Genomic DNA, 18,489 nt, shown 5'->3' on the forward strand with positions numbered 1-18,489 from the left:
CGAACGTTGCTCGGAGATCAGCGATACACGAGGACTTCGGAATCCGGGCTCAATTCCGGAATGCTCTTGCGCTCCTCCTCATATTCGAAGTGGTGCTGCCACGGCATACGATCACCACGCGAATGCATCTGGTGTTGCGACCGCATGACGTACCCGGCATTGAAGTTGGTCGGGTCCGTCCACGGCAGCCGCTGCATGTCGGCGTCTTCGGCTCGCAGGCACGGCTCCACCGTCTTCGCACCGACCTTTTCCATATGCGCAAGTACACGGCAAGTGAATTCGCAGACCAGATCGGCACGGAGCGTCCAGCTCGAACGGTAGTAGCCGTAGATGAACGCCATGTTCGGGATACCCTCGATCATCATTCCTCGATACGAGACCCGCTTGGTCATGTCGACCGGATCTCCATCGAGCTGAAATGCGATCTGGCCGAAAGCGCTCATGTCGAAGCCGGTCGCCGTCACGACGATGTCCGCCTGCAGGTGCTCGCCCGACGCCAACGTAATGCCGCTTTCGTCGAACGATTCGATGGTGTCCGTCACGACGGATGCTTTCCCGTCCCGGATGGCCGTGAAGAGGTCTCCCTCGGGGACTGCGGCCACTCTCTGCTGCCACGGGCGATAGCTGGGATTGAAGTGCTTGTCGACGTCAAAACCCTCCGGCAGCTGTTGCCGGGTCTCGTTGATCAGCCAGTCGCGAACCGCGTCCGGATTCGCTGCGGCAAGATTGATCAGGTCAAACGTCTGCTTCAGGTGCGCACGCCGCAAAATCTCCGACCGCCATTCTTCGGGAAGGCTGAGTTCACGAAGCGTAGCGTCCAGCTGGTGGGTCCACGGAACCGCCGTGAAGAACGTCGGCGACCGTTGGAGCATCGTCACATGCGCCGCGGTTCCGGCCATTGCCGGAATCAGCGTTGCGGCGGTCGCGCCCGAGCCGATCACGATCACACGCTTTCCGGCATAGTCGAGCGCTTCGGGCCAGTGCTGCGGATGAACGACCGTTCCCTTGTAACGATCGAACCCGTTCCACTTGGGCGTAAAGCCTTGACGATGATCGTAGTACCCGGCTCCCAACCACAAGAAGTCGGTGGTCATCGTGAAGCGTTCACCGGTATCGTTGCGCGATACCTCGATCGTCCAGCGCTTTTGTTCACTCGACCAGTTCACCGTTTGAACACGATGCCCATAGCGGATCTTCGAACCGAGGTCATATTCCTCGATGACCTCGCCCAGATAGCTGTGGATCTCATCTGCCGTGGCGATCGATCGGCCCTGCCACGGGCGGAATCCGAACGCGTACGTGTACAGGTCGCTGTCGGAACGCGCGCCGGGGTAACGATGGGTCCACCACGTACCGCCGAATCCATCCATTGCTTCCAGAATGGCTAACGAGCGACCCGGCAAATGCATGCGGAGATGACAAGCGGCGTCGATTCCCGAGATTCCGGCCCCAATGATTAGTACGTCTACGTGCTCAGGAGAACACGAATCCGTTTGATTCTTAGCCATGAGATCCCTCCAATGACCAGTTATTGAAAATTCTCGTAACGCCGCACAACCAAGTCATACGACTTGGTCATTTGACTGCGAATTAAAGTAGATGCCCACAGGTGCATGCCAGCATCAACGCATTCAACCCAATGCGGACAACCCCAGGTGAGACCTGCTACGCACCAAGCTGACATGCACGCGGGTCATTGACGTACGTATCCCGGTTTGACCTGCCATCTCGAACATGATCATTTGACCAAGTCCCACGGTTCCCAGTCTTATGCAGTCAAGGGACAATTTGAATAAGGGGTTTCCATTACACCCGCGGTTGTGAAGGTCGCGATGCTCTGCATCGGTCATGTAACGTGCCGAATGCTACGTCGAGCCCGGCGCTCTACCTCGCCCCGTTGCCCTCACACAGCCCTCGATCCTGGCTGACTGGTAGCCACCCCGGACCAAGGCGTGGAGGCAAGGTGCCTCTCGAAACCGCAAGCAAACCTCGCGACGGACGCGTCCCGCCGCATCATTCCCGTGCTCGTTCGGGGACGTGCGATGGGGGTGGCTCGATCCTGAAGGCATCGGACGTTGAGGATGATGTCAGTCGTTCGGCACCCGCAACTCTCGCCGAAGGATCTTCCCGACGTTGCTCTTTGGCAGGGTGTCGCGAAACTCGATGCTTTTCGGTCGTTTATAGCCAGTCAGCTGCCCTTTGCAGAACGCCATCAAATCTTCGTCCGTCAGTTCCGGGTCTTTCCTGACCACGAACAGCTTGACGGCCTCTCCGGAATGCTCGTCGGGTACGCCGATGGCAGCGACTTCGTATACGCCGGGGTGTTTGACAACGACCTCTTCGATCTCGTTCGGGTAGACGTTGAAACCGGACACGAGGATCATGTCCTTCTTGCGGTCGACGATTCGCACGAAGCCGTCCGCGGAAATCGACGCAATGTCGCCCGATCTGAAGAAGCCGTCCTCGGTCATCACCTTCGACGTCTCGTCGGGTCGCTGCCAGTAGCCCGCCATCACCTGGGGACCACGAATGCACAACTCCCCTGCTTCTCCAGGCGGCAGTTCCTTGCCGTCGTCGTCCCGGATCGACACTTCGGTAGAGGGCAACGGCAAGCCGATCGTGCCATTGAATTCACCGCGGGCAACGGGATTGATCGTGACGCATGGCGACGTCTCGGACAGCCCGTATCCTTCGATAATCGGCGCGCCGGTCATCTCCTTCCAGCGCTTTGCGACCGCCTCTTGAGTGGCCATTCCGCCGCCGTTGGCCAGCAGCAGATTGGAGAAATCGAGGCGCGAGAACTCGGGATGATGGAGCATCGCGTTATAGAGCGTGTTCACTCCCGGAAAGCTCGTGATCTTGTATCCGGCGAGCGACTCGATCATCCCGCCGATGTCACGCGGATTGGGAACCAGTACACAAAGCCCGCCCGTGTGCATCGTCAACAGACAGCAAACGTTGAGCGCAAAGATGTGATAGATCGGAAGTGCCGCTACCGTGATGAACTGCGTCACGTCAGGACGCCAACCTCGGGCTGGCTTGAGCCAGACGTCCGTCTGCAATACATTCGCGACAATGTTCCGATGCAACAGCGTCGCCCCTTTCGACACACCGGTTGTCCCCCCCGTATATTGGAGAAAGGCAACATCATCCGGTGACTGGCAAGGCGGCACGAATTTGCTCCGACGCCCCTCCGCAATCGCGTCGTCAAATGTCGTATATGCGCTCGGGATCTGCCCCACGGTAGAAGCGTTGTCCTGCGTGGCAACCAGAACATGCTTCACCTGCGTTTGCGTAATGATTCCGTCCAGCGTTGCAGCGCAACTGTCGAGTATGACGATCGCTTCCGCGCCGCTGTCGTTCAACTGATGTTTCAACTCGCGGGGGGTATAAAGCGGATTGACGTTGACGACAACGTAGCCGGCGCGCAGGACTGCACAGATCGAGATCGGGTAGTGCAACATATTCGGCATCATGATGGCGACGCGCGCACCACGCTCGAGCCCCCGTGATTGCAGCCACGCGGCCAGTGAGCGCGACATCATGTCGAGCTCACCATACGTCATCCGCGTTCCATTACACGCAAACGCGAGACTTTCCCGAAACTTGCCGAAGCTTGCGTCGATCAACTCGCTAACGGATCGATACGCGCTGGAATCAATCTCTGCTGGAACCTCTGGCGGATAGGAAGCAAGCCAAATCTTTTCCATACCCAATCTCCTCTGTCCTGTTTGAATAATCGCGCGACGCCAGTCCGCTCGTCACGCTCGTAGCGAGCCGGAGCGCCTTGAACTACGCGAGAATGATTTCTGGAAAACGCGTCGCAAGCATCGTCGTCCAAACGTCAATGCACCAGCCCGAGCAAAGGTCAAAGCGTCAAACACTGACGCGGTCTTTTTCGGCAAGTCGCCGAACAAAGGCAGCGGCGCGTTCCAGCAGATATCTCGCTGTCGCGATATTGCGGGCCGCGGTAACGATGCCGTGATGATGCCCCGGCAGATGGTGATGCTCGACTTCGCTCCCGGCGCGTGCCGCGCACGACGCGTAAGCAACGCCCTCGTCGCATAGCGGGTCGAGCCCCACCGTTGCAATGAACATCGGCGGCTGCGGCCGGCCCTCTGCATGCAACAGCGGGGACAGGCGCGGAAGATCGAGCGGCGTACCGGCAGGCACGTAGTGGTCGCGGAACCAGAGCATCGATTCGGCTACGAGCGGAAATCCACCTTGAACACGTTGATATGACGGGAGTGACGCAGTCAGGTCCGTCACCGGATAAAGCAGGATCTGTCCGACGATCGAGGATCCCGTCGTCGATGCTGCATTGGCGATGATGGTCGCCATATTGCCGCCGGCGCTGTCGCCCGCCAGAACCACGCGAGACGCGTTGATGGAGAGCGCTGGAGCGTTCGTGACCAGATAGTCCAATGCCCGCTCGCAGTCTTCGAGCGGGACCGGCCACCGGTGCTCCGGCGATCGCCGGTACTCCACCGATGCGACCGGGCACCCACTATGCCGTGCGAGATAACGGCAAATGCCGTCGTGCGTGTCCACGCTCCCGATCACCCACCCGCCTCCGTGAATGAAGACGACCAGCGGATTGTCCTCGGCGTGATCCCCATTGTGTGGACGATAGAGCCGCACCCGAATGCTGCCGCCCGTTACGGGAACACCTATATCGTCATGATCAACAGCCTCGTCACCCGTGATGCCGTTCAGTTCGCAGGCACGCACGAAGTTCACACGAGACTGGTCCACGGAAAAGCTGCCGTAGTGCCGTCCACCCAGTTCGCGGAACGCCCGAACGGCGTCCCGCGCATCTTCAGCAACCTCCGTCAGCGGCAACCAGAGCACTGATGTCATGCGCATCCCCGCTCAGATCGTGCCGAACACGCTTTGATCCCATTGCGTCGCGGCGCGGTATTCGTCCACTGTGCCTGGCCAGTTGTTGATCACCTTGCCCTGCGCGTTCTTGTACCAACTCGAGCAGCCTGCGGAAAATGCCGAGCCGGCCATCGCTGACTGCAGCCCGCTGTTGTATTCGTCAAACACGGCCCTATCGACGTCGACTGCCTTGACGCCGGTCGCAGCCATGCCACCGATCGCGTCGATGATGTAGTTTTGCTGAATCTCGAGCATCGACACGATGGAGTTGTGGTTCAGGTTCGTGTTCGGCCCATACAACATGAACATGTTGGGAAAGCCTGGCACCGTGATGCCCAGATAGGCCTCCGGGCCATCTTTCCAGGCCTGCGCCAACGTGCAATCCGCCCCGCGAACCTGCAAGCTACCCTGGAATGCCTGACTCTCGAATCCCGTTCCGAACACGATCACGTCAAACGGGAGAACTCGGCCGTCCCTGGTCACGATACCGTCCTCGACAACCGCCTCTACGCCCGCCGTTTCCAACGCGACGTTGTCGCGCACGAGCGCCGGATAGTAGTCGTCCGATCGCAGAATGCGTTTGCACGCGTATTCATAGTCCGGCGTCAGCTGCTGGCGCAGGGCCGGGTCGGACACCTGCCGATGAAGGTGTGCCAAAGCCAGACTCTTGCCTTCCATCTGTGCGTTGGAACCCATCCGTGTGCGCTCGAACCCGGATTCACGGAAAGCGTGCAGCGATTTCCGGCTTTCTTCGAACAGATGGGGCTCGCTCTCGTACGTATCGAGCTGCTCCATCGAGAAGATGATCTGGTTGCGCGGCATGATCCAGTTTGCGCTTCGCTGGAACACCGTAAGTTGCGCGACCTTCGGCGCGATGGCCGGCACATACTGCACGGCGCTAGCGGCATTTCCAACGCTCGCCACACGCTTGCCACTCAGATCCACATCGTGCCGCCATTCCGCGGAGTGGAAATAGTCTCCCTTGAAACCCTCCAAGCCGCGAACCGCGGGAATCATCGGACGGTTTAGTTGCCCCCACGCCGGCACGAAGAAGCGGGAGGTCAATCGCGAACCGTCGTCCAGCTCGAACCGCCAGAGGCTTGCGCCTGCATCCCATTCAGCGCTCCGAATCTCGCAGTTGAACCGCAGGTGTTCTGTCAAGCCGAACCGCATGGCAAGCGATTTCAGATAATTGAGCAGTTCGTTCCTGCCGGCATACATGGCGCTTACGCGCAAATGCGGATGGAAGCTGTAGCAATACAGGTGCGATTCGGTATCGCATGCTGCGCCGGGATACGAATTGTCAAGCCAAACGCCGCCGAGTCCGGGACGTTTCTCCAACACGACAAAGTCGTCGATGCCCGCGATCTTCATGCGAGCAGCCATTCCGAGGCCTCCAAAGCCTGCACCCAAAATGACGACCTCGTGGTGCTCAATCCTTTCTACATTGTTCACGGTGCACTCTCTATATTAACGTTACGGCGACTACGGATTTGCCTGTGTCGGTTCAATAGGCCTGTTCATACAAGCGCAATGCGTCGGAATCCGTGACAACGACCGGATTGTTCAACAGCAGGCGCTGCTGCTTCATGGCATCTGCCGCCAGGATCGGCAGGCTCGAACGCGTGACGCCCGCGTCGCGGAGACGACGCGGCGCGCCGGACCGGTCCATCAGGTCATCCATGAATCCGATGAACGCGGCCGTGCGTTCCGTGGCGTCGCCTTTTCCACCCGCGCCTACGAGATCTGCCAGTTCCGCATATTGCGAAGCTGCCGCCTGCGCGTTGAAACGCAGCACGGGCGCAAGCATCAATGCGTTGGACAAACCATGCGGGATATGAAAGTGGCCGCCCAATGGATAGGCCAGCGCATGAACGGCAGCCACCGGAGCATTGGCGAAGGCTTGTCCCGCCAGGGTTGCGCCCAGCAGCATTGCCTCTCGCGCGCGCCGGTCGTTGCCATCTTCGCAAGCCGGGACCAGGTTGTTCGCCAGCAATCGCAGTGCCTCACGCGCAAGGGCGTCGGAAATGGCATTCTTCTTGTGCTTGCTGGTATATGCCTCGATGGCGTGGACCATCGCGTCGATGCCGGTTGCAGCGGTATGACTGCGTGGCAGACCGACAGTGAGTTCAGCGTCCAGGATCACTCTGTCGGCATACAGTTGACGGGCGACGATTCCCATTTTGTTTGTTTCGTTAACCGAAACGATGGAAATATTGGTGACTTCCGACCCAGTGCCGGCCGTCGTCGGGATTTGCACCAATGGCAGGCGCTCGCCGTGAACGTTGCCAATTCCGTACATTTCCGCGAGAGATTGCTGCGAGACGGCAAGGACGGCGGCCAGCTTTGCAATGTCCATCGATGAGCCGCCACCCAAGCCGATGACGACATCCACCTCTGCACTGCGTGCGACCTCAACGCACCGCGATACCACGATCTCCGGCGGATCGGCCACGACCTCGTCAAAAACCGCCGCACGAAATCCGGCGGCTGCCAACGATGCTTTCGCCGGCTCCAGCACGCCGGCCTCGTGCAACCCTGCGTCCGTGACGATCAGCACATTGCGGCGATCCGTCCATGCCGCCATCACTTGACCCAGGCGGCGCACACAGCCCCATTCCTGGAGAATCGACGGGACCGTTTCGAAGAGCATCGACTGCGGGGACATTTCCATTGACATTTCCTTGATGCCGACGTTGCCGTCAGACCTGGGTACACATGTATTTGATTTCCAGATATTCGTCGATTCCGTAACGGGACCCCTCTCGGCCAAGGCCCGATTGCTTTACCCCGCCGAACGGCGCGACCTCGTTGGATATCACCCCGGTATTCAGGCCGACCATGCCGTACTCGAGTGCCTCGCCCACACGCCAGATGCGGCCGTGGTCGCGTGTATAGAGGTAGGCCGCCAGCCCGTACTCGGTGTCATTGGCCATCGCAATCGCCTGAGCCTCATCCTCGAAGCGGAATACCGGACCGACGGGCCCGAAGAGTTCCTCACGCGCGACACGCATGGCCGGCGTCGCATCGGCAATAACGGTCGGCTCGAAGAACGTGCCTCCAAGCGGATGGCGTTTCCCGCCAGTGACGATTCGGGCGCCCTTGCCTACCGCATCGTCGATCAGCTGATCCAGATGGTCGCAGGCGGACGGCTGGATCAGCGGCCCCTGCTGCACCCCCGGTTCCATGCCGTTTCCTACCTCGAGCGCCTGAACTCGCCGGGCGAGCGCGTCGACGAAGCGGTCATGAATTCCAGCCTGGACAAGAAAGCGATTGGCGCAAACGCAGGTCTGGCCGCTATTTCGGTACTTTGATGCCATCGCGCCTTCAATTGCCGCGTCGAGATCCGCATCGTCGAACACGATGAAAGGTGCGTTGCCGCCGAGTTCGAGAGAAAGCCGCTTGATCGTCCCGGACGACTGGCTCATGAGCACGCGACCGACTTCGGTCGAACCAGTAAACGAAAGCTTGCGCACGATCGGGCTGGCCGTGAGGACCGCTCCGATCTCGCGCGACGGGCCACACACCACTTGAAGTACACCGGCCGGAATACCCGCTCGCTCGGCCAGCACGGCTAGCGCAAGCGCCGTCAGCGGAGTCAGGTCCGCCGGGCGCACGATGATGGAACAGCCGGCAGCCAACGCTGGAGCCACCTTGCGCGTAATCATCGCGGCGGGAAAATTCCACGGCGTAATTGCTGCGCAAACGCCGATCGGCTGACGAATGACGAGGATGCGCTTGTCGGCTTGCGGGTGAGGCATGACGTCGCCGTATACGCGTTTCGCTTCTTCGGCGAACCACTCCACGAAGGAAGCGGCATACATTATCTCGCCGCGGGCCTCCGCGAGAGGCTTGCCCTGCTCCGACATCATGATGAATGCGAGGTCGTCTGCATTCTCAATGATCAAGTCATACCATGCGCGCAGGATCCTCGCCCGCTCGTGGCTGGTCCTTTTACGCCACGCTTCTTGTGCTGAAGCCGACGATGCAATTGCCTCCTCCACCTCTGCAGCGCCGAGGCTGGCCACGCGCGCCAGAATCTCGCCGGTGGCCGGATTCGTCACGGGAAACGAACGACCATCCGCGCCCCCCGTCCATCCCGACGCAAGCCAGGTGCGCGTCTCCAGCAAGGAGGCGTCTCGCAGTCGGGCGCTCAGCGCCGAAGATACAGTCGCTTGGTTCATTCTTTCGCACTCTGTGTAGTGAAATTCAATCGCGCCGGCGAAATACTGTTCCGACGCCAAATGCAAAACGACTTCTCTCGTTGAAGAAGCCTCGTGCGACGCCCCTGCAGGTGGCTCGCGCAATTTCGCCGCCGCCCCTCGGTTTCCGCTGAACATTGCGCAGCATGAAAACGTCCGCCTCTGAACGCGAGATATCCGAGTTTGAGATAGACTACGCGCCATTGGTCAATTGACATGGTCATTTGACCACAACCAGAAATTGGCGGCAACTTGGTAGTTGCACGGGGCTGCGACGCGAGAACCGTCGACGCCAGACTCGAACCAAAAATGCGGGCCGTTGGCGCCTTCATCTCAAGGAATCCACATGAAAATGCAGAAGCGATGCAGCTACAGTGCCGTGTGCGCGCTGGTGGCGGCGATGCTGGCGGGCTGCGGGCCCTCCGAACAGCAGGCTGCCGCGCCAGCCACCCCGGTGGCGGCAATGACGCTGGCAGCCTCCTCCCTCGACCTGACCGAAGACCTGCCCGGCCGCATCGCGGCCGTCCGGATCGCCGAGATCCGGCCGCAGGTCAGCGGCATCGTGCAGCGACGGCTGTTCGAACAGGGCACGGAAGTGCGTGCGGGCCAGCCGCTGTTCCAGATCAACCCGGCCCCGTTCAAGGCCGATATGGACACGGCCGCGGCGGCCCTGCAACGCGCACAAGCCGCGCTCGAACGGGCCAGGGTGCAGACCACGCGGCTCAAGCCGCTGGTCGAGGCCGACGCAATCAGCCGGCAGGTCTACGACGATTCAGTGTCACAACGCGACCAGGCCGCCGCCGACGTCGCGCAGGCGCGCGCAACGCTCGCACGACGCCAGCTCGACCTGAAGTTCGCGACCGTCGAGGCGCCGATCGCGGGCCGCATCGATCAGGCCCTCGTGACCGAGGGTGCGCTGGTTGCGAGCAGCGACAGCCAGCCGATGGCACGCATCCAGCAGATCGACCAGGTCTACGTGGACGTGCGCCAGCCGGCCGCGTCGCTCGAATCGCTGCGCGGCGCGCTCACGGCGCAGCCGGACACCGCGGGCAACGGGCTGCCGGTCGACGTGCTGCGCGACGACGACTCGCGCTATGACGTAAAGGGCCGCATGCTGTTCTCGGGTGTCAACGTCGACCCGGGTACCGGCGACGTGCTGCTGCGCGTGCTGGTCGACAACCCGAAGCGCGAGCTGCTGCCGGGCATGTACGTGCGAGCCCGCATCCCGCGTGGGCACTACGACAACGCGCTGACCGTGCCGCAACAGGCAATCGTCCGCGCGGGCGGCAAGCCGCAGGTCTGGGTGCTCGACGCGAAGAGCCAGGCGCATCTGAAGTCCGTGGAAGTGGGCGAGCTGACGAACCGCAGCTACCGCATCAAGTCGGGTCTGCAGGCGGGCCAGAAGGTCGTCGTCGAAGGCATGGAGCGCCTGAGCGACGGCGCGACCGTGACGGCGACCGCATGGAAGGCGCCTGAAGCGGTCAAGACCGCTTCCTCGCACTGAGTCACGGGGAGCCTCCAGTCATGTCCCAATTCTTCATCCGGCGCCCGGTCTTCGCGTGGGTGATCGCCCTCTTCATCATCCTGCTGGGCCTGATCGCCATCCCCGAATTGCCGGTTGCGCGCTATCCGTCGGTCGCGCCGCCGACCGTCACCATTACCGCCACCTACCCGGGCGCCACGCCGCAGACGATGAGCGACAGCGTGCTGAGCCTCATCGAGCGCGAGCTGTCCGGTGTGCGAAACCTGCTGTACTTCGAATCGTCGGCGGATACTTCCGGCCAGGCACAGATCACCGCGACCTTCAAGCCCGGCACCGATTCGGCGATGGCCCAGGTCGAAGTGCAGAACAAGCTCAAGTCGGTCGAGCCGCGCCTGCCCCCCGTCGTGCGGCAAAACGGCGTGATCGTGGAGTCAGCCGCCACGGGCTTCCTGTTGTTCGTCGGCCTGAAGTCGGACAGCGGCCGCTACGATCAAAATGCGCTTGCCGACTACATGGCGCGCAACGTCGTCGAGGACCTGCGACGTGTCGAAGGCGTCGGCAAGGTGCAACTGTTCGGCTCCGAACAGGCCATGCGCATCTGGGTCGATCCGCAGAAGCTGATCACCTACGGCCTGTCGATGAACGACCTGACGACGGCCGTCAGCCAGCAGAACGTGCAGATCGCCCCGGGCAGCCTCGGTGCGGCGCCCACGCTGCCGGGCCAGCGCGTGACGGTGCCGCTCACCGCGCAAGGCCAGCTCACGACGCCGGAGCAGTTCGCGAAGATCGTGCTGCGCGCGAATGCGAACGGCTCGAAGGTCGTGCTCGGCGATGTCGCGCGGGTCGAACTCGGCCCGCAGGCGTTCACCTTCGTCAACAGCGAGAACGGCAAACCCGCCACCTTCGCGGGCGTGCAGCTGGCGCCGGGGGCCAACGCTGTGAAGACTGCCGAGGCTGTGCGCGAGCAACTGGACATGGTCGCCAAGACGATGCCGGCCGGCATGACCTACTCGATTCCGTTCGATACTGCCCCGTTCGTGAAGATCTCGATCGAGAAGGTGATTCACACGCTGCTCGAGGCGATGGTGCTCGTGTTCCTGGTGATGTATCTGTTCCTGCAGAACGTGCGCTACACGCTGATCCCGGCAATCGTCGCGCCGGTGGCGATGCTCGGCACCTTCACGGTCATGCTGATGACAGGCTTCTCGATCAACGTGCTGACGATGTTCGGCATGGTGCTCGCGATCGGCATCATCGTCGACGATGCGATCGTCGTCGTGGAAAACGTCGAGCGCCTGATGGTGGAAGAAGGCCTGTCGCCGAAGGACGCGACGATCAAGGCCATGAAGGAAATCACCGGCGCGATCATCGGCATCACGCTGGTGCTGACGGCCGTGTTCCTGCCGATGGCGATGTCGAGCGGTTCGGTCGGCGTGATCTATCAGCAGTTCACGCTGTCGATGGCCGTGTCGATCATGTTCTCGGCCCTGCTCGCACTGACGCTGACGCCGGCCCTGTGCGCGACGATGCTCAAGCCGGTCGAGCACGGGCACCACGAGAAGCGCGGCTTCTTCGGCTGGTTCAACCGCCGCTTCGACCGCCTCACGCAATGGTATGAAACGCGCGTCGGCCGGCTGGTCGGCCGCACCGGGCGCGTGATGCTGCTGTTCGTCGCGATTTCCGCCGCGCTGGTGTTCGGCTTCCGGATGCTGCCGTCGTCGTTCCTGCCCGAGGAAGACCAGGGCTACTTCATGACCGGCTTCCTGCTCCCGGCGGATTCGACCGTCGAGCGCACGGGTGACGTGGTCAAGACCCTCGAGAAGCACCTCGCGTCGCGTCCGGCGATCCAGTCGAGCATCTCGATCATCGGCTACGGCTTCTCCGGCCTCGGCTCGAATGCCGCACTGAACTACTCGGTGCTCAAGGACTGGAACAAACGCGGCGGTGCATCCACGATGGACGAAGCCATGCGCGCGCAGGCAGCGATGAGCGGCGTGACCGAAGGCACGGTCATGAGCCTGTTGCCGCCGGCGATCGACGGGCTGGGCACCAGCTCGGGTTTCACGATGCGCCTGCAGGATCGCGCCAACCAGGGCTATGCGGCGCTCAAGGCGGCTGAAACCAGGCTGCTCGAACTGGCCGCGCAAAGCAAGGTGGTGACCGGCGTCTATCCGGACAGCCTGCCGGCCGGCACGAGCGTGAAGCTGGACATCGACCGCGACAAGGCCGAAGCGCTCGGCGTGTCGTTCACGACCATCAGCGACACGCTGTCGGCCGCGATGGGCTCGACCTACGTGAACGACTTCCCGAACGCAGGCCGCATGCAGCAGGTGATCATCCAGGCCGATGCCCCGGCACGCATGCAGATCGAGAACGTGATGAAGCTCTACGTGCGCAACGCGACCGGCGGCATGGTGCCGCTGTCCGAAGTGGTGCGTCCGGTCTGGTCGGAAGCCCCGCTCCAGATGGTGCGCTTCCAGGGTTATCCGTCCGCGCGTATCTCCGGCGGTTCGGCCCCCGGCTACTCCAGCGGCGCGGCGATGGCCGAGATGGAGCGTCTGGCGGCGCAGTTGCCGCCGGGCTTCACGGTGGCCTGGACCGGCCAGTCGCTGCAGGAGCGCGAGTCGGCATCGCAGGCGCCGATGCTGATGGCGCTGTCGATGATCGTCGTGTTCCTGGTGCTCGCGGCGCTCTACGAGAGCTGGGCGATTCCGTTGTCGGTGATGCTGGTGGTGCCGCTCGGCCTGATCGGCGCACTCGGCGCGGTGATGCTGCGCGGGCTGCCGAACGACGTCTTCTTCAAGGTCGGGATGATCACCGTGATCGGCCTGTCGGCGAAGAACGCGATCCTGATCGTGGAATTCGCGAAGCAGCTGCGCGAGGAAGGCATGGGGCTGATCGAGGCGGCCGTGCGGTCGTCCAAGCTGCGCCTGCGTCCGATCCTGATGACGTCGCTCGCATTCGGGCTCGGCGTGGTGCCGCTCGTCATCGCCTCCGGCGCCAGCTCCGAGACGCAGCACGCGATCGGCACCGGCGTGCTGGGCGGCATGATCACCGCCACCGTGCTGGCCATTTTCTTCGTTCCGGTTTTCTTCGTGTTCGTGATGAGCATCCAGGAACGCATCTCGGCATGGCTGGCGTCCCGCAAGAAGCCCGCCGCCGTGACCCACGAACAACAAGGTTAAGGCCATGCGATCATTTATTCTTACCGTCGCGGTTTCCGCCGCCGTCGCGCTGTCGGCGTGCTCGATGGCGCCGAAGCTGGTCAGGCCCGAGATGCCGGTGCCGGCCGCCTATACGACCGCTGCCGCGGCCGACCAGCACGCGAACGCGGCCGATCTCGGCTGGCGCACGATGTTCGGCGACCGCCGCCTGCAGCGCCTGATCGAACTCGCGCTCGACAACAACCGCGACCTGCGTCTGGCCGCGCTGAATGTGCAGGCTGCCGAAGCGCAGTACGGCATCCAGCGCTCCGCGCGCCTGCCGTCGATCGACGCAGGCGCAAGCTTCACGCGCCAGCGCACGGCCGCCGACGCGCAATCGAACCCGCCGCTGCTCGAAAACACGCAGAACCAGTACGGCGTGAACGTCGGTGTCAGCGCGTTCGAGATCGACCTGTTCGGCCGCGTGAAGTCGCTGTCCGATGCGGCGTTCGCGCGCTACCTCGCAACCGATCACGGCCGCCGCGCGGTGCAGATCGCGCTCGTCGGCTCCGTGGCCAACGCGTACTTCGCCGAGCGCCTCGCACAGGAACAGCGCGCGCTGTCCGAACGCACGCTGAACGACTGGCGACAATCACTCGATCTCGCGCGCCGGCTCAAGCTCGCTGACCAGGCCAGCGGCGTGGACATCGCGCAGGCCGAAGGCCAGGTCGCGAGCGCCAGCGCCGATCTCGAGGCGCGTTCGCGCGCCGTCGAGCAGGCGAATAACGCGCTGCGGCTGCTGGTCGGCACCGACCTGCCGAAGAACCTGCCCGACCCGCTGTCGCTGGAACGCCAGCCGGTGATGACGCAACTGCCGGCCGGACTACCATCGGAATTGCTGTACCGCCGGCCGGACATCCAGCAGGCCGAGCAGAATCTCGTCGCCGCCAACGCCGATATCGGCGCGGCGCGCGCGGCATTCTTCCCGCGCCTGTCGCTGACCTCGTCGATCGGCTTCCTCAGCCCGGGGCTGGGCAGCCTGTTCGACGGCGGCCAGCGCGTGTGGAGCTTCGCGCCTCAGGTCACCGTCCCGATCTTCCAGGGCGGCCGGCTGCGCTCGGAGCTGAATCTAGCGGAAGTGCGCAAGTCCAGCGCGGTCGTCGAGTACGAACGCGCGATCCAGAACGCGTTTCGCGAGGTGGCCGACGGCCTCGCCGGGCGCGAGACCTTCAGCCGCCAGATCGACGCGCAAATCCGGGTCGTCAAAAGCGCCGAGCGCCGCACCGATCTCGTGAACCTGCGCTATCGCGCCGGCATCGAGGACCGTCTGGAACTGCTCGACTCGCAGCGACAGCTGTACGCCGCGCGTCAGGCCCTGCTGGATCTGCGCAACGCCGAACTGGGCAACGCGGTCGCGCTCTACAAGGCCCTCGGTGGCGGCTTGATCGACACCGACGTGCCTGCCGCCAGCAGCGTGGCCGACAACTGAGCCACGCATCGTCGCCGATCCGTCCGCGACGACCGGCAGCACGGCGAAGGCCGCCGGTGCCCGTACGGTGCCGGCGGTCCGCCGACGGATCACGCTCACGTCCGGCAAACCCGATGAATCCCTTGATACGCATTGCCGGACGATCCGGAGATCGCCGAAATACTCGACGCCTACCTCGCGCACGACGGTTTTCGCACTTGCCGCGTCGGGCACGGCCAGGCCGTACTCGACGTGGAGCCCGTGCTTGGGCCCGACCTGATCCTGCTCGACGTCAGGATGCCGCAGAAAGGCGGTTGGGAAGTCCTCGTCGAACTGCGCCGCCGGAGCGACACGCCGATCGCCATCATCACGGCGCTCGATCGCGAAATCGATCGTCTGCGGGGGCTGCGGTGCGGACGACTCCATCACGACAAGCCGGTTCTCCCGACCAGGAACCACGTGCGGAACTCGCCCATGCCTTTCGCCGCGATCAAGCCACGCTCCTCGAAAACGAACGATTCACCCAGCATTGCACGCGTCGCCTCCGTTACCTGCACGCGCCCGGCGACGCCCTGCGATTCCATCCTGCTCGCGAGATTGACGGCCGCACCCCACAGGTCGTAGATGAACTTGCGCTTGCCGATCACGCCGGCCACGACCTCGCCGCTGTTGATGCCGATTCGCAATTTCAGGTTGCAGCGTCTGACCTCGTTGAAACGGGCCAGCGCATCGATCATGTCGAGCGCCATGTGCGCGGCCCGCATCGCGTGGTCCGCGGCAGGAACGGGCAGGCCTGCGGCCGCCATGTACGCGTCGCCAATCGTCTTGATCTTCTCGAGACCGCGGTGGTCGGCGATCATGTCGAAGCCGGTAAAGATCTCATTGAGCATTTCGACGAGCTGCTCGGGACGCATGCCGGCCGAGAAGCCGGTGAAATCCACGATATCCGCGAACAGCACCGACACGTCGGCGAAGCGGTCCGCGATCACTTCCGGAAAACTCCCCGCGATGTCGTCGAGATGCGCCTTCAGCCGCTCGGCGATCGGAAAGGGCAGCATATTGAGCAGCAGCCGCTCGGACACCTTCTGCTCCGCCACGACCTTCGCATACAGGCTCTGCAGTTCGCCGCTCTGGCGGCGAATCAGCGCATGGCTCGCCTCCACTTCCCGCACCTTCTGCTCGAGCGCGTCACCGCGCTTGCGCAATTCCCGGTGCAGCAACCGCACCTCCAGCATGTTGTGAACCCGCATCAGCACTTCCGCCAGATCGAATGGTTTGCTGATGAAGTCTTTCGCGCCGACCTGCAGCGCGCGCAGCTTGTGAGCCGGCTGGGCAGTGATCACGATGACCGGGAGATAGCTGTCCGCCTCGAGCGACTTCAGGCTTTCCATGACCTGGAAACCGTCAGTGCCCGGCATCTGCAGATCCAGCAGGATCAGATCGTAACGATGCCTGCGATGAAGTTCATGGACTGCGGATGCATCCACCGTCGATTCGACGCGTGCATATCCTGCCCGGCGCAGGATCTGCTCGAGAAGCAGGATATTGGCCTCCAGATCGTCGACGACCAGAATCCGGGCGTCGAGAATCGTTGACGAATCGATCATGGTTCGGGCCCTGACGACCTGTCCACACTATTTCCGCGCTGTCGCGAGCGCAATGGCTTCAGCAAGCGCATGCATGAAGGGGGCGATCTTGATCGGCTTGATCAGATAGCGGAAGAAACCCGCCTCCAGGCCTTGCTCGACGTCGTGCGGCATCGCATTCGAACTGAGCGCGACGACGGGAATGTCCGCCGTCTCGGGATACTTGCGCAACAGCTCGAGCGCTTCGATCCCGCTGATGTCGGGAAGGTTGATGTCCATCACGATCACCCGCGGCTGCGCACGGCGCGCCAGTTCCACGCCGAGCTGGCCCGTCGCGGCACCGATCATGCGCAGGTCCGCGCGCCGCCCGATCAGTTGCTCGACAAGCTTCAGGTTGGCCGAATTGTCCTCGATATACAGCACGGTATGCACGGGCGCCCCGGCTACATCGCTGCCAGTCGCGCCCGCGGCCGGCGTGTCGGACTGTGCGGCAAGTGTCGTCGCCATGTCCGGCGCAAGTGCCGAATCCAGTTCGATCCAGAAGACACTGCCCTTTCCCGGCGTACTGTCGACACCAATGCCGCCACCCATCAACTCCATCAGCCGCTTTGCGACCACCAGGCCAATGCCCGTGCCCTCTTCGGCGCCGGCTTCCTGCCCCAGGCGGTTGAACGGCTGGAAGAGCCCACCCACCTGCTCCGGAGACAAACCCGGACCCGTGTCACTGACGCTCACGCGAACCCGACCCGGCACGGGCGCGCTGCAGGTGATGTCGACCGCGCCCGACGGACGGTTGTACTTGACCGCGTTCGACAACAGATTGATCAGGACTTGCTTGACGCGCGTGCGGTCGGCGCGGACATGGCATAGCGTCTCGACCTGCGGAAAGGTCACGCGAATACCCCGTTGCCGCGCCTGCGTCACAATCATCGAATCGCACTCTCGCAGGACGTCGCCCAGCGATACGGATTCGGGCGAGATTGCCACTTGCCCGGCGTCAATCTTCGCGAGATCGAGCACGTCGTTGATCAGTTCGAGCAGATGCCATCCTGCCCGCAGAATCTGGTCGATGCTCGCCTGTTGCGACGAGGTCGGCGGTGGAGAATCGGTCGCCATCAGTTGAGCGAACCCGAGGATCGCATTGAGCGGGCTGCGCAATTCGTGGCTCATGCTGGACAGGAAGTCCGATTTCGCGCGGTTAGCGCGCTCGGCCGCGGCCAGGGCTTGCTTGCGGTCCTCGATGTCGGTGACAGTGCCCACCCACTTCACGATATTGCCGTTCGCATCTTTCAACGGCGATGCACGTTCCAGGTGCCATCGATAGGTGCAATCGGACATTCGCCATATGCGCACTTCGTTTTCGTATTCAGTACCGCTCGCAATCGCGTTCTCCCAGTGCGCGATTGAGGATTCCACGTCATCCGGATGGATCGTCGACATCCAGTTCCACCCCTCCACTTGAGCAAACCCCAGCTCCGTATACATCTCGATCCGCCGGTTAACATAGTCGACTGAGCCATCTGGCCCGGCCGTCCATACGATATGGGGTATCGCATCTGCAAACGACCTGAAACGCCGCTCGACGTCGTCAACTTCGATTTCCGTACAAGAGCGATTCGCCGATACGGGCTGTTGTTTCATGATGCAACCCCAAATCAGACGCCGCAGCGACCGTGACGAAGCCACTGGAACCCGTGCGGACGGGTCTGGGCGTTTCCAAGGTCGG

General features: G+C 62.6%; 11 protein-coding genes and 1 pseudogene. 4 read left to right on the plus strand and 8 right to left on the minus strand.

The window, feature by feature from the left end; translation table 11 throughout:
* Window positions 1-17 precede the first annotated feature (17 nt).
* The 6 genes from DIE15_RS07360 to DIE15_RS07385 all read right to left on the minus strand — a co-directional run bounded on the left by DIE15_RS07360 (window position 18) and on the right by DIE15_RS07385 (window position 9,065).
* Complete coding sequence (locus tag DIE15_RS07360; protein WP_057923886.1) at window positions 18-1,508, minus strand: NAD(P)/FAD-dependent oxidoreductase; 1,491 nt, start codon at window positions 1,506-1,508, stop codon at window positions 18-20.
* A 579-nt stretch (window positions 1,509-2,087) separates the two neighbouring features.
* Window positions 2,088-3,710, minus strand: a complete 1,623-nt coding sequence (locus DIE15_RS07365) for a long-chain-fatty-acid--CoA ligase (RefSeq protein WP_124832800.1) — start codon at window positions 3,708-3,710, stop codon at window positions 2,088-2,090.
* 166 nt (window positions 3,711-3,876) lie between these two features.
* Window positions 3,877-4,860 carry an alpha/beta hydrolase gene (locus DIE15_RS07370; RefSeq protein WP_124832801.1) on the minus strand — a complete coding sequence of 328 codons (984 nt, stop codon included), beginning with the start codon at window positions 4,858-4,860 and terminating at the stop codon, window positions 3,877-3,879.
* 12 nt (window positions 4,861-4,872) lie between these two features.
* Window positions 4,873-6,336: an NAD(P)/FAD-dependent oxidoreductase gene (locus DIE15_RS07375; RefSeq protein ID WP_082664534.1), complete on the minus strand. Its 1,464-nt coding sequence runs from the start codon at window positions 6,334-6,336 to the stop codon at window positions 4,873-4,875.
* Between the two features lie 52 nt (window positions 6,337-6,388).
* Window positions 6,389-7,555: an iron-containing alcohol dehydrogenase gene (locus DIE15_RS07380; RefSeq protein WP_082664535.1), complete on the minus strand. Its 1,167-nt coding sequence runs from the start codon at window positions 7,553-7,555 to the stop codon at window positions 6,389-6,391.
* Between the two features lie 28 nt (window positions 7,556-7,583).
* Window positions 7,584-9,065 carry an NAD-dependent succinate-semialdehyde dehydrogenase gene (locus DIE15_RS07385; protein ID WP_124832802.1) on the minus strand — a complete coding sequence of 494 codons (1,482 nt, stop codon included), beginning with the start codon at window positions 9,063-9,065 and terminating at the stop codon, window positions 7,584-7,586.
* Between the two features lie 364 nt (window positions 9,066-9,429).
* Here DIE15_RS07385 and DIE15_RS07390 point away from each other — a divergent pair, with 364 nt between their 5' ends.
* The 4 genes and pseudogenes from DIE15_RS07390 to DIE15_RS07405 all read left to right on the plus strand — a co-directional run.
* Window positions 9,430-10,587, plus strand: coding sequence for an efflux RND transporter periplasmic adaptor subunit (locus DIE15_RS07390; protein ID WP_057923888.1), 1,158 nt, complete (start codon window positions 9,430-9,432; stop codon window positions 10,585-10,587).
* A 20-nt stretch (window positions 10,588-10,607) separates the two neighbouring features.
* On the plus strand, window positions 10,608-13,751 hold the full coding sequence (locus DIE15_RS07395; protein ID WP_124832803.1) for an efflux RND transporter permease subunit: 3,144 nt from the start codon (window positions 10,608-10,610) through the stop codon (window positions 13,749-13,751).
* 4 nt (window positions 13,752-13,755) lie between these two features.
* Window positions 13,756-15,198: an efflux transporter outer membrane subunit gene (locus tag DIE15_RS07400; RefSeq protein WP_124832804.1), complete on the plus strand. Its 1,443-nt coding sequence runs from the start codon at window positions 13,756-13,758 to the stop codon at window positions 15,196-15,198.
* A gap of 113 nt (window positions 15,199-15,311) precedes the next feature.
* Window positions 15,312-15,594: pseudogene (locus DIE15_RS07405) on the plus strand (response regulator); the annotation flags it as partial.
* 8 nt (window positions 15,595-15,602) lie between these two features.
* Here the strand turns inward: DIE15_RS07405 and DIE15_RS07410 are convergent.
* Together DIE15_RS07410 and DIE15_RS07415 are read right to left on the minus strand one after the other, a co-directional pair.
* Window positions 15,603-16,784, minus strand: coding sequence for an adenylate/guanylate cyclase domain-containing protein (locus tag DIE15_RS07410; RefSeq protein ID WP_124832805.1), 1,182 nt, complete (start codon window positions 16,782-16,784; stop codon window positions 15,603-15,605).
* A 27-nt stretch (window positions 16,785-16,811) separates the two neighbouring features.
* Window positions 16,812-18,404, minus strand: coding sequence for a PAS domain-containing hybrid sensor histidine kinase/response regulator (locus DIE15_RS07415; protein WP_124832806.1), 1,593 nt, complete (start codon window positions 18,402-18,404; stop codon window positions 16,812-16,814).
* Window positions 18,405-18,489 lie beyond the last annotated feature (85 nt).

It is taken from the genome of Burkholderia sp. Bp9031 (assembly GCF_003857965.1).
GTDB lineage: Bacteria > Pseudomonadota > Gammaproteobacteria > Burkholderiales > Burkholderiaceae > Burkholderia > Burkholderia ambifaria_A.

Excerpts from the sequence above, each read along its gene's own strand:
- DIE15_RS07360 (WP_057923886.1), bottom strand. The coding sequence starts at position 1,508 with ATGGCTAAGAATCAAACGGATTCGTGTTCTCCTGAGCACGTAGACGTA.
- DIE15_RS07365 (WP_124832800.1), bottom strand. The coding sequence starts at position 3,710 with ATGGAAAAGATTTGGCTTGCTTCCTATCCGCCAGAGGTTCCAGCAGAG.
- DIE15_RS07370 (WP_124832801.1), bottom strand. The coding sequence starts at position 4,860 with ATGACATCAGTGCTCTGGTTGCCGCTGACGGAGGTTGCTGAAGATGCG.
- DIE15_RS07380 (WP_082664535.1), bottom strand. The coding sequence starts at position 7,555 with ATGGAAATGTCCCCGCAGTCGATGCTCTTCGAAACGGTCCCGTCGATT.
- DIE15_RS07385 (WP_124832802.1), bottom strand. The coding sequence starts at position 9,065 with ATGAACCAAGCGACTGTATCTTCGGCGCTGAGCGCCCGACTGCGAGAC.
- DIE15_RS07390 (WP_057923888.1), top strand. The coding sequence starts at position 9,430 with ATGAAAATGCAGAAGCGATGCAGCTACAGTGCCGTGTGCGCGCTGGTG.
- DIE15_RS07395 (WP_124832803.1), top strand. The coding sequence starts at position 10,608 with ATGTCCCAATTCTTCATCCGGCGCCCGGTCTTCGCGTGGGTGATCGCC.
- DIE15_RS07400 (WP_124832804.1), top strand. The coding sequence starts at position 13,756 with ATGCGATCATTTATTCTTACCGTCGCGGTTTCCGCCGCCGTCGCGCTG.
- DIE15_RS07410 (WP_124832805.1), bottom strand. The coding sequence starts at position 16,784 with ATGATCGATTCGTCAACGATTCTCGACGCCCGGATTCTGGTCGTCGAC.
- DIE15_RS07415 (WP_124832806.1), bottom strand. The coding sequence starts at position 18,404 with ATGAAACAACAGCCCGTATCGGCGAATCGCTCTTGTACGGAAATCGAA.